5 protein-coding genes are annotated in these 12,596 nt (G+C 42.4%); all 5 read right to left on the reverse strand.

Annotated elements, in window-relative coordinates; translation table 11 throughout:
* Positions 1–45 precede the first annotated feature (45 nt).
* The 5 genes from ABTV71_RS25470 to ABTV71_RS25490 all read right to left on the reverse strand — a co-directional run bounded on the left by ABTV71_RS25470 (position 46) and on the right by ABTV71_RS25490 (position 12,581).
* A complete protein-coding gene (locus tag ABTV71_RS25470; RefSeq protein ID WP_433901503.1) occupies positions 46–1,884 on the reverse strand; it encodes a RagB/SusD family nutrient uptake outer membrane protein in 1,839 nt (612 codons plus the stop codon).
* A gap of 7 nt (positions 1,885–1,891) precedes the next feature.
* Positions 1,892–5,128, reverse strand: coding sequence for a SusC/RagA family TonB-linked outer membrane protein (locus ABTV71_RS25475; protein ID WP_433901504.1), 3,237 nt, complete (start codon positions 5,126–5,128; stop codon positions 1,892–1,894).
* A 488-nt stretch (positions 5,129–5,616) separates the two neighbouring features.
* A complete protein-coding gene (locus ABTV71_RS25480) occupies positions 5,617–6,747 on the reverse strand; it encodes a glycoside hydrolase family 88/105 protein (protein ID WP_433901505.1) in 1,131 nt (376 codons plus the stop codon).
* Positions 6,748–6,750: 3 nt separating this feature from the next.
* Positions 6,751–8,907, reverse strand: coding sequence for a hypothetical protein (locus ABTV71_RS25485; RefSeq protein WP_433901506.1), 2,157 nt, complete (start codon positions 8,905–8,907; stop codon positions 6,751–6,753).
* Positions 8,908–8,993: 86 nt separating this feature from the next.
* The gene (locus tag ABTV71_RS25490; protein WP_433901507.1) at positions 8,994–12,581 is read right to left on the reverse strand and encodes a DUF4450 domain-containing protein; all 3,588 of its coding nucleotides are present in this window, start codon (positions 12,579–12,581) and stop codon (positions 8,994–8,996) included.
* Between the last annotated feature and the right edge of the window lie 15 nt (positions 12,582–12,596).

A 12,596-nucleotide genomic window follows, 5' to 3' on the forward strand; every position in this document is an offset into this window, starting at 1 on the left:
TAAATACGTTTTTGTTTTCCATCAATCCGATGGAAAATAACCTGATTAAAAATTATAGCCTTCATTTTTTAATGTCCCCAAACTGCTGGTCACAGTAGAACTATGCAGGGGCAATATATAGGGCGCCGGGGCCATTCCTGTATCGTCTTTATATCCCCGCCATGAGCGCAAGATGTAATCCGCGGCACGCTTTTCTTTATCGTTGTATAGCGCTTTAAGCCAAGTCAGATTAGTATATCCATCCGGGTTATCCCCCTTTGAAGGACTGTCTTTTAACTTAGGTGGCACAACGACCTGTTTAAACAATCCACCATACCATTCGATTGTTTTGTCTGCTTTCAAACGATAGTAAAGATTCCCCGGTAAACTTGCATATGGGCCTGCTCCATTAAAGGTGTTTTCGCCTATCTCCATCAGTTTTTTACGATTTTCGGCAATTTTTTTACCAAATAGATTCCATCGGATTAAATCATAATGACGAATGCATTCACCGCCCAGCTCCCAAGCGCGTTCATCAACTATCGCATTGAAAAAGGTGCCTTTACTTCCCGAAACCTGAGTCACATATTGATCGACCTTATTCGTCCATGTTGCTGCTGAAAAGGCACGTTGCCGTACTTTTTTCAATGCCTCTTGGGCCTCGAGCGTCGGACCATTCAGTTCATTCTCACTTTCGGCATACATCAATATAACATCCGATAAACGCATAATAGGCCAATTTATCCCGGTTCCTTTAGCAGAATTTGAACCCGATGGTGTCGGCATAAGCATTCTATTCCATTTGCCTATACCTATTCCCGTCGCACTGATCGTCGCTTGCTCCAGCTTAGAATTATATTTGACGAACGCTGCTGTTTTGGATAATCTGGTATCCAGGGTGTCAAAACTATATACATATGCCGGATTATAGGGCATATAACTCGACCCAGATCCATAAGGATGCTCTCCAGCATCAACCGCAACGCCAATATTCCACCCCACATCGCCAAAGCCCGGAGCAAAAGCGACTTCAAAAAGCACGTCAGTTTTACTGTCAACAATCCATTTGCTTTGATTATCGAAAATATCTGCGAATTTTGGATTTAACGAATGTCCTGACTCATCCATCACTTTTTTACTATACTCTTTTGCAATTTGATAATAGGTCAGATAATCGTCTTTACGCTTCATAGTCATATCAGGATATAGCCAATAACCTCCTCTACATAAAGCTAATCGGGCAATTAAGCCTTGCGTAAATTCTCGATTTACAGATTCGACACCATAGCTCAGCTGCGAAGCTGGTTTCATACTCGACTCAATACCGATAAGGTCTTGAATCAAGGTACTTAAAATTGTATCCCGTCCAGTTCGCGACAGGTATAAATTATCTCCCCCTTGCGTAGGTTTTAATTTGAACGGGACATCCCCCCAGTAATTGACCAACCAATAGTACCATAGCGCGCGGAGCGCTTTAGCTTCACCTAGCAGCTGCTTCATGTCGGCATGATTGGCAATAGGAGACTGTTCAATTCCTTCGATAGCCAAATTTGCACGGTTAATCGCATTATAGGCGTTGTTCCAAACCGTCCGGATATCGCCGTTACCATCCGTAGCTTCCATGGACCAGATATCCCTTCTCGAGTTTTCCGGTGCAGCTCCCACTCCGCCAACTTCAATGTCCGTATTGGGAATAAACGCATTGGAAAGCCGGGAGGTAAAAGCATCTTGATTAAATAAAGCGTAGATGCTACTCACTCCTTTGGTTGCATCGCTCACATTGGCATAGATCGTCTCTTGTGTAAAATTTGATGGCGAATCCGTATCTAGAAACTTCTCACAGGAGATCAGTCCCAGTGAAATAATTAAAGCTATATATCTTGATTTTTTAAAATATTTTCTCATGGTGTTCTTATTTAAAATTGACATTCAAACCGAACGTAAAGGTTCTACTTTTTGGATAGGCAGAATAATCCACACCCGGTGTTAACGCAGCATATGCGCTGCTTCGGGTAGTTGAGACTTCAGGATCATATCCGGAATACTTGGTCCATACAAAAGCATTGTAAACAGTAGCAAAGAGACGCAAAGAGGCTATTCCAACGCGTGAGGTCAGTTGCTTGGGCAAGGTATAGCCTAAAGTTACATAGGAAAGCCGCAGGAATGAGCCATCCTCAATGGCATCGGAAGTTAATACAGGAGATGCTGTGCCCATCGAAAATGGCGACCATACTTTGGCATCTTTATTCAGTGCTGCAAGTTCGTCCAAGCCTGTTACCAACTCCCCGGCATTATTGATATACTTAAAGCGGTCATGGGAATTCATCCGATCGGAAATATTACCAAATGTCGTTCTATAGAGCATATTATACTGTATACGCCCCGAATTATAGATGTCATTTCCGTAAACCCAGTTAAAAAAAGTACTTAAGTCAAAACTTTTATAGCGGCCGTTGAATCCTACTCCACCGGAATGTTTAGGTAAAGCATTTCCAATCACCTGCCTATCCCCTTCAGCTGTTATGAGACCATCTCCATTGAGATCTTTAAGCTTCATCGTTCCTGGCCTAATGCCCAATGTTCCGCCAAGTATACCCTGCGACGAAGCGATTCCATCCTTAAGGGTATAGGAACTACCACCATTGTAAGATTCAAAATCATTTGATGTATAGAAACCGTCGGCAACATATCCATAAATCTGCCCGATGGTTTCACCTACATTAAAAAGGTAATCATCTTGCGATTTAAGGTCTGTACCCGCCCAATTGGATTGCAAAACTCGTCTATTATTGCCGTCAAGTTTTTCAATTTTCGGAATATTACGACCTATATTGAACGAGAGCGTCAATCCATAATCCTGCTTTTCGATCAGTGGTGCTGTGAGCCCTATTTCAATACCCTTGTTGCTCGTTTCTCCAAGATTGATCAATTGCTTGGTAAAACCATTATAAGGTGGAATTTCATTGTCGATAATTAAATCTTTTGTTGTGTTTTTGTAGATATCAATGATGGCCGAAAGCTTATTGTTAAAAAGGCTGAAATCTAAGCCTAAATTACGCGAGACTGTTGTTTCCCATTTTAGATTGGGATTTGGCAAAGAAGAATTTAAGATATTGTAATACGTCTGATTAATATCCCCGGCGCCATAAGGCCGATTTTGGCTAGGTCCGTATAACATTCGCCAGGAATCGTTGGCGATCCGGTTATTTCCTGCCTGGCCGTAGCTCAAACGCAGCTTTAGGTCATTGATAAAACTCACATCCTTCAAAAAATTTTCTTCTTTCACCTTCCAGGCCAAAGAGGCCGAAGGGAAGTAGCCCCATCTTTTGGTCGGTGCAAATTTGCTACTGCCGTCGGCACGTAATGTTGCATAGAGAATATAACGATCTAAATAGGAATAGTTTGCACGGCCAAAAAAGGACACAAAATCTTCGCCACGGACTTCATATGTTTCCATGCGTTCAGGTGTCCCCAAAGCCATATTCGAAAATAAAGCCTCTGGCGTTACATTTTCGTTGAAATATTTGGCCCGGTTCAAGCTGGTATTACCCGTGGTAAAACTCAATTCATGTCCCAGTAAGAGATTTAAATTATGTTTTTTATCCTTGAGAGCTGTATAGTTAGCGGTATTCACAAAACGATAAATGCTTGCATTGGATAAATCAATTTGACCTAAAGGCAAATTCAAACCCACATTCCGGGATTCTCCGGTCAGCGGGCCCCAGTAGCGTTTGCTATCACCTCCACGCAGGGTGATTGCAGCCTCGGAACGAAGGTTCAGATTTTTTAATGGGTTATAGGTAATGGCCGCCCCGAAACTAAAGTCACGGGTTTTCCGCTGCCGGTAATCCTGTTTGGCGAGTTCAACAGGGTTGATCAGACTACGAAGAAAATTATCGTAATCGTCTTCGCCGTCGACTATTGTAGTAGGATCGATAACCATATGATCCACCAAACCATTAATCGGCCTAGTCTGGATACCATCTGAAATACGGACGCTCGAAGTTCCCGATGTTCCGGCGCCATCGATCACATTATTGGTATACCGGGCGGAAAGATCCAATTTGAGATTTTTGTACAATTCATGGTTCAATTTGAAATTAAAGTAGTATCGTTTTTGTCCAGAATTGAGCATTAGCCCTTCGTCCTTGTTATAGGTATTGTTAAAGCCCCATTTGGTTTTCTCTGTCCCCCCGGAGATGGAAAGGTTATGCTGGCTGGAACGCACAGCACCACCGAAAAGTTCGTTTTGCCAATTGGTACCCGCTTGATATTTGTAGAGTTCCAGGTCATCATATTCGCCAAAGAATTTTTTAAAATTGGTATACTCGCTCGACGTTGTTCCGCGAATCATTCCATATTCATAATGCAGGAGGGCAAATTCATAGGGTGAAAGTACCCCCAATTCCTTGGGCATATACTTACTTTGAAAAAAGTTATTATAATTGATGCTGGTCTTGCCAGCCTTTGGTGTCTTGGTGGTGACAATAACGACACCATTTGCTCCTTTGGAACCATAAATTGCTGTTGATGAGGCATCTTTTAGTACATCAATGGATTCGATATCCGAAGCAGAGATATCGTTGAGGTTATTAACAATAAAACCATCGACAATGTAAAGGGGGGCATTATCTTGCGTAATTGAGCCACCTCCGCGTACTCGAATAACGATCTCTGCCCCCGGAGCACCATCCACTGTGGTGACCTGTACTCCCGGCAGCCGGCCAGTTAATGCTTCGGCAACATTGACCACAGGCGCTTTCTCCAATTCCTTTCCTTTGATCGAACTCACTGCACCGGCAAGATCCTTACGTGAAACAGTACCATAGCCAATGACAACAACCTCATCAAGTCCACGGGCATCTTCCTGTAGGGTCACAACAATATTATTGCCGATTGCAGCGGGCTTTTCAGCTCGAATAAATCCTACAGAAGAAAAAACTAGGGTATCCTGGAGAGAGCCAACGGCAATAGTGTATTGTCCATCTTTATTGGTACTTGCCTGCTTGCTTTTTCCTTTTATGCTGACCGTTACCCCCGACATCGGTCTTGCATCAGGACCATAGACTGTCCCCACAATTTTCTTTTCCTGCGCCAAGGCGACTTGTGCCACAGAAATCAGAAACAACAAGGTTTTGATTTTTCTCATAATTAAGTTACTATATTAAATTGGTTATTATTTTATTCGTGAATTACTTCACAGCAGTGTTAGCTGTTATCGTTGCTTTTTAATATCGATTCGTAATTCTTCTAATAAAATTTACAGCAAATTTCAATTGGTTATTCTTGCAATTCGTATAAACAATATTAACTGAAAACAGGCTTGATACCATAGAATGGTGCGATTAAAATTACGCAAACGATACCGGCAACGTTTGCAGGACAGTTCAGGACAGTCGATGGTAACAACCGGTTGCACGTTAGATTTAAAAACATATCAAAGTTAAGACAAGATGAATCACCACCATGTATCGTCGGATATTTCACCAAAGATTAAAGATGCATCTGCGTTAAAAAATCCAGAATGGATCTAGGAAATATTCTTCTGAATAAAAAAGGCGTAATCAGATTTGATTGCGCCTTTTTGTGAAATAGTCCTGTCAATAAAAGTTTAGAATATCAACTTGGAGTATCACTCTATTTTTTTGCAAGTTTATAAATTTCAGTTCCTGCCAACAGGAAACAACCTAGCCCATAATCTTCAAAATCCGGAACTTTATCGACAGTAACAGGCTGTCCATCTTTAGGTTCTTTCCCTGTCGATTGTATGTATCCTAAAAAGCCATTTGGTTGCAGTGACTCCTTCGAAATTGCATTCCATCCCCTTTCCACTGCTGGTAAAAAATCTTTTTTCGCCAAATGCCCTGTATTTATTCCCCAAGCCATTCCATAAACAAACAATGCAGTACCCGAAGCTTCTTTTCCGCCAAAATGATTCGGGTCGTGCAAGCTCACATTCCAGAAACCATCTGTTCTTTGTAATGGACGCAATGCTTCCGCTAACTTTTGGAAATCATCCAGATACTCCATATAATGTGCATCTGTCTTAGGTAGTTCCTGAAGCACCAGGGCCAGTGCTGCGAGCACCCAGCCATTTCCGCGTGCCCAGTAACAGTCTTCACCATTAGGTTCGGCATAGGGTGGTATAAAATCCTTATCGCGCCACCACAGGTTGTCTTTCGGATTAAAGAGACCATGCCCTCCTTCCTGATATTTAATATGACTATACATCTTATACATACAGTCAAAATATTTAGTATCGTTTAACGTTACGCCCAGTTTGACAAAGATCGGCATCGCCATTTGGATCGCATCGATCCAAGTCCAGTCATCATATCGGCCACTATTGATGACAGAGTCTATATTTGCTTTGATCGCTGCCAGACGTTCAGGTTTCGGATCAATGCGATATAGATCAATATAAGTCATCCCACAATTTTGATTATCGGCATGTCGTGTATAAACTTCACCACGAACAGGTTTCCAATGATGTTTTTCACCCCACTCTACTGCATAATCATAATATCGTTTCTGTTTATCGATCTTGTAGAAGGCCATCAGTCCCTCATAGTACACACCACGGGTCCAAATATTGGCCGGCCTTTCTTTATTTGTAATGATGGTTTTAACAGGGTCTGGCCATTTACGCATAAAATAATCATTCGCAGAACGCAACTCACGCACAATCGTTGACTTAGCGGGCAATTCCTGAGCAATTGTTGCTACCGTTCCACACCCCAAAAGCAATAGTAATATTATTTTCTTCATCTATTAAGGCATTTTTTTAAATCCTTCTTTTTTTATAACCCATGAACCGTCTTTTGGAAACCCGGGTAAATCACTGTTGGAAGCGTCCCAACCTTCAAGCATCATCGCTACGGCCGTCAGCACCCCACCATTGCCTGGCAAATAGATTCGCAGGCGTCCATCTTGATAATTGTGACCATTTTTGAGATAAGTATTGGTTTGGATATTCATAAATAATGCATCCAGCGCTTTATTGGGAAGATTCAGACGGGCAGCATTCATGGCCGTCATCGGGAAATCCCAACCCCAGGTTTTTTCCCAATGCCATTTCTTTAAAACGACATCCAGCGTATTTTTCATTATATCTTTATTCAGCTTCGGAGATTCAGGAACCATCCCCAATGCACCGAGTACCGCAGGATGGTCTGTCATCCAACGATCGTAAGTATAAGAATCGGGAGCAGTTTCAGTGGCCAAGTAGACCTTGTCTTTACTTGGTAAGGGGGCCAATTTTTCAATCACTTCATCCCATTTCTTAACCCTGGGCTCACCTAATCTTTCTTTCCATTGTTGGGCTATACGAAGTGCCCAATCCCAATAAGCAACCTCATAAGTCGGATTCATCGTCTCCGAAGCCTTAAAAACTTCTTGCGCGGGAATAACTCCTTTTCCTACATTATATCGACCTGTGGCCTGATCATAATGTGCAAAGTCAGCCATAAAATCAGCCGTTGCAAACACCAAATCCTTGTATTTTTCTAAAACAGCCAAGCCCTTTTTATCCCTGTATGCCAATTCCGTCATATAGATAATATGCGGCTGCTGCCAAACTAGAAATGCTGCTACCGACGAAGGACTTTCATTACCTTCATTATCAGACATTTTGACCCATCGGACGCCTTGATAACCTTGCCGCTTTGCAAGCTCCCTCGCTTTTTCAAAAGTCCGAAAGTAATAGTCCAATGTTTTTTCCATGATGTCGGCTCGTCCCCACAATGCAAAATGTACGGCGTGCCACCAATGCATTTCTGTATGCGGCTTCCCATACCAACTATTAAAGGTAAGTCCTGTCTCTTGTGGCGGATTGCTTCCCCCGCATTGGACTTTTGTCAAATATTGAGATAGCACCACTCTCCTTTCCAATTCATTGGCCCTGGGGTCTGTACTTCCTGCAAAGTCAACGGCAGCACCGCTTTCCCAAAAATGCTTCCAGAATGCTGTACTTTCGCCAGCCGCATCAAGATAATTGTGGGCTTCATTATCGAATTTATTTTTCGGTGCAAATGCAAAAGAAAAATCAAATTCCTTTAGTCCCGCTGCTGGTTGGTACACGAAATAGTGTGGATCTGTATTTTTTATCGTTCCTTGGGAATAATCGAGTTTCGTAAAATAGTCTGTTCCCTGCAACTGATGATTTATCAATGTAACATTTGCCGATTGCGTTACGATCGTAGTTTTATGATTATCCGCCTGATCATAATTAGTCCCTTCATCCAAAAATTTCCCACTTGGGTAAGGATAGTGTATAAATATTTTAAGCCTTTTTTGTGCTATCAATGGCGAAGCGACATGGACAGCGATACGGTCATTACCTTGATACGATGCGGTTTTTACAGAAACCGCTTCTCCTTCAATTCGAAATTCACTTGTGACAATACCGGTCCAAAGATCCAGCTGCTGTCGAATATGCTGTATATCCTGAACGGCTGCCCGTTGGCCATTTTTCAGATAAAGCTCCAGGCCAACGTTCCCCAATTGTAAACGATGTTTGTTTTCTCTAAAGTAGTTTACAGCCTCCACATTACGCGCTGGCTCTTTCAGTTGGATACTATATTTTGCATCCCGCCCTTCGTTGTTAAAGTCGTAGGATTTTAATGTTTCCTCAAATTTATAGCTCTTTGTATTAGGAAAGGCATCCCATCCCCACTCGGACTGTGTCCCCAAAGAAACACCATTTTTATAATATATAGGAAACGATTGCATCCCAGTAGCATCAACAGTATAGGCAAAGGCACCGTTACCTACGGTAAGTGAGGCCAGGGTATCCATTGCTTGATTGGAGACATTATGTCTTCTGACAACGCTCTCCCGATTAATTTTTGTTTCCTGTTGTGCCTTGCTCAACATAGGGTATATTATGCTCGCAAGGGCAATGAAAATAATGTTATATTTCTTTTTCATTTATAGTTGGTTTTATACAAACTTTATCCGTATCCAAGATGTTAGTCCAAAGCGATGGATTACATTTCTGAACTTCCTTATTTTATCTATCGCATTAAAGTAAAACTTATCAAACCGATGACCGCATCGTTTGCCACAGCCATGAGCTCCAAAGATTGCAACGTCTTTTTCCTATTCAATGGTAGATCCAATATGGTCGCAGCTCCCCCATCAATTGCACGATTACTATACCCCTTGATTTCCGTATAACGTTTCCAGGTCCCCCCTTTGTAAAGCTCTCCCGATTTTAAACTGATTCGATACGGAATTCTTTCATCGGGCAGTTCAAACGCATGGTTGTCATCCAGATAATCTTGTTCGATCGGCCACCAGTTTATGGGGTTGATCAGATCGAGGGTATCAGCGGTTCCATCCCTATAATTGATCTTAATCTTTGCGTTTACAAATTGAGATTGCATCGGATTTGTAGAACCGGAGACCAGCAAATACATTTTGCTGGCCTGACCTGCTAAAGGTATCTTAACGCTTTCCGGATAGTTATCCCACTGGCTGACAAAGACCACATTTTTGGAATCATTTTTTAGCTGAAACGGAATCCCAAGGTATGTTAAATTCCCCTGATTGCCTTTTTTCATGATTCCACTGTCATCAATATTTGCCGTGGTCAAGGGATAACACCAATTGCCTATACCCTGCCAGGGGAGCTGCAAGGTAGGTCCTTCTGGCCTTGGCGAAAGATATTTTTGTTGAAAAATATCCGTCAAACGAGCATTGTAATAGCTTGATAAATTTTCTTCCAGAAAACTTGGTTTATCGTTGATATTCCAATCAATATAATCTACTTTTTGACGATAAGCTCCTGTAATCACATAAAAACTGTTTGTTCCTTTTGAAAAGATATGGGCAGGAAGCGCAAGTTCTTTTTTCTCATTAGATTTTAAGTTTAAGCTAGTCTGAAAATCGTTATGCTCAATCTTCAGGTTTTGCAACTGATCTGAACGGTTTTCTAGCGTCAGGTAATAGTTTGGTTCTCTACGAACGATGGTTGATTTTATCGGCGGCAGTAACCGCATATCAACCGCTTGCCACCAAACCATAGCTCCCTGCTGAAGCTTTACAAAAAAGGTTCCAACGCGGTCTTGCTGGACAAAAGAAAATTTGTGATCTACGCGATTTTGGATAATTCTTTGTGGATCGTAGCATTCCAACAATTGGGTATTGGCAGCTAAAGGAAATGACCATTGATCGGTGAATGCTTGCTCCACATGTTGGGTATCCTGCTTTTCGAGCTTACCTTCGCCGATTATTGTGACGTCGAAATTCCACTCAGCTTCAGATTCAATAACAATACATGGTCTATTGATAGCGGAAGGTTTTAGCGACCACTTTACTTCCTTTCCATTGACTTTAACAGCCTTCACCTGGGTAAAATCTACGGGAACCTCCAAAACAAGTTTTACGGGCATCGCATAATGGGTCTTCATCTGCAATGTGATAGCGGTATTATCTTTTTTATACGCATAACTCCATTCCGGCATTTCAATTTGCGCAAAATTCCATGCCAATGGAAAGCCCGGCTTAATAAACAATTGATTATCCAATAGTCGTGGATGTACACCAAATAACCCTTCAACCAAAGTTCGTGATGCAACACCTATGGGATCGGCAAAATCGCGGTATAATTCGCCACGAAATGCATCATAATGGGAGAGTTGCTGAAAGTTACCAGGGCTGATTCCGTAATACATGCTCTCCATGAGATTACTTTTCCAGAGCTGATAGGCATCATCTGCCCGACCGGATTGCCAGTACGCAAGTGCCGTTTGCAGATTCTCGGCCAAAGCTACATTATTGGTTGACCAAGTATAAGGTTGCCATCTCGTCGTAGGCAATGTATACAGGTCATGCTGTTCCTGTCCTTTGAAGCGAATAGGAATCCGCGGCAAATAATTAGTTACATATTGCAGGTTTTGGTAACTTTCAAAATCATCCAGCATAGCAGCGTCCGCAGCATGATAAATCGTCCATAGGCCCGGATTTTCGTGTACAAGCTGGTTGCCAAGCGCATCCTGAAACTCCGCAAAATGTCCTTTTTCTTTCAGCCAAAGTCGGTCTTTTAGCGCTTTTCGAATCTTATTGGCTTCTTGTTGATAGGGAGTCGGGTCCTCTCCTATGACCTTTGCGAGTTTGGCCATCATGTAATTGGCACGGTACATATAAGCGCTCGTGTGCGTGACGGCACCGCCAGAATATTGTAGTCCGTCACTGGCCCAAATGGCACAATAAGCATCATATAAGCCGTCATTGTCCCGGTCAAAATTTCGCTTTTCCCAATGGAGATGCCGAGTCAGGGTGGGCCACATCTGTTTGATGTAAGCAACATCCCTCGTATAATTAAAATGCGACAACAGTTGATCAATAAAGACCAAGTTCATATCGTAGTGATGGGCGACTCTGTTGTTATTGGGATTGCGGGAAATATAGCCCTTGGAAAACATGGAAGTCCCCATTTTCTCCAGATGTCTTGCGAGGTGCAGTGCGGTATCCATCACAACCGGGCCAGAACTTGGTTCAACCACCTGCGAATTGGCATAACTCGAAAAGTGCTCTTTCGCTCTGGCATGCCATCCCAATGCATCTGCGGTATAAGCTCCTCGCCATGCATTCAAACGCATGCGCCATGCTACAGCACCATGCAAAAAAGTGGGCGATTCCCAAATACCGTCGGCAGCTACCGCGAGCGCCGCCCCTAAATTATTGATATATCGATCCGGGGTATTTATTTTAACACGGCTAGCCAAAGAAACCCTTTTTTGCTCTGCTTCTTCGTAGGCCTTTACCAATGAACTTTCAGAAAATTTCTCAGCAGAAAGCCTACCCTTTGAGATTTGAATATAACATATTTTTTTAGCTAAATTAAGTTCCCCAACAAGGATAGGGCTGCCCTTGTTCTCAGACTTGGTCAAATTCGATAGATCGTCCAAAACCGTAGCATCTGAAACACGAAGGGTTGAAAGCCCAGAAAAATTACCCTGAATAAACTGCAGTTCATTTTTCTTATTTTGATACTTTAGTCCGAAACTATTTTCTTTTAGTGTATATTGATTATGTTTACAATATGCGGGCAGAAGATAAAACCCCGATTCCGGATCTGCACCTATGTCGCCATTTCTACTGAATGTTTTTCCGCTGGCACCCCCATACACAACATACAGTTGTACTTCTGGTTTAATAGCTGTTCCCTCTAGTTTTACAATCATCCCTTCTGCCTCGGCCTGCGCCATCACAACGATATCGATATAACCGTTGCCCAATAAAGCATCTTTGATACGATAATGCATAGCTCCAGGTCGATATCTTGTCTCGATATGGTCGGCATCTATCATTTTCTTACGCGCCTGTTTATTGCCTAGGACAAATTGTAGATTTCCCCCCATTCCGGGCATATATAATGCAAATTCCGGTAAATCTCCCGCTTCGACCCGTGATGCCAAATTATTGCCATAAAGTGCCCGATTGAATCGATATCGTCCATTCACCAGCAAAAAGTCACCTTGATCTTCGGTATAATGCAATACACGATCATTATGTTGCCAATGTTTGGATTGGGCAACAGCGAACTGCAAGGCAGCTCCCACTAACAAACCGCAAACAATCAAATGCTTTCGTATCATATCAATCTTTATTTC

The sequence above is a fragment of the Sphingobacterium puteale genome, from assembly GCF_050986225.1.
GTDB lineage: Bacteria > Bacteroidota > Bacteroidia > Sphingobacteriales > Sphingobacteriaceae > Sphingobacterium > Sphingobacterium puteale.